Genomic DNA, 446 nt, shown 5'->3' with positions numbered 1-446 from the left:
TTAATTGAGGCTTATGTTGTTCCATTTGTTTTTCCAGTGATGGAAGTCCCGCCTTTTTGCCAAATAATGAGGATTTAAAGGGATTGCTCGCCTTTTCTCCGTTTTCATCCAAAGCAAAATACACCAATCCTCTCCGATGTTCTCCGTGTAATTCGCCTTCTACTTTTTCGGTACCAATATTCAACAGTTTAAGTAAGGCGGTATATTCTCCCAGACTTTGAAATTGATAATACTGAGGGATATAACGAACAATAGAAGCCAACTGACTTTTGAGGTCTGCCTTGCGATAATCCACAGGTTGAAATAAGACTTTGTCTTCTCCTTCCTTTTTATCTAAGGCGGATTGCAACCCAAACTTTTCTTCTAATGCACGACACACTCGCATTGATTTTCGTTTCTCAAAAGCATCATTGATTTTTTTGCCTTGTTCATCTACGCAAACAGAA

At 38.8% G+C, this 446-nt stretch carries 1 pseudogene; it reads right to left on the bottom strand.

Features of this window, described 5'->3' with window-relative positions:
- Window positions 1-446 (bottom strand): annotated as a pseudogene (locus VQ048_RS12625) (conjugal transfer protein MobB); the annotation flags it as partial.

Source organism: Bergeyella anatis (genome assembly GCF_036016955.1).
Classification (GTDB): Bacteria; Bacteroidota; Bacteroidia; order Flavobacteriales; family Weeksellaceae; genus JAYWXI01.
This window is presented reverse-complemented; position numbering and strand designations above follow the sequence as displayed.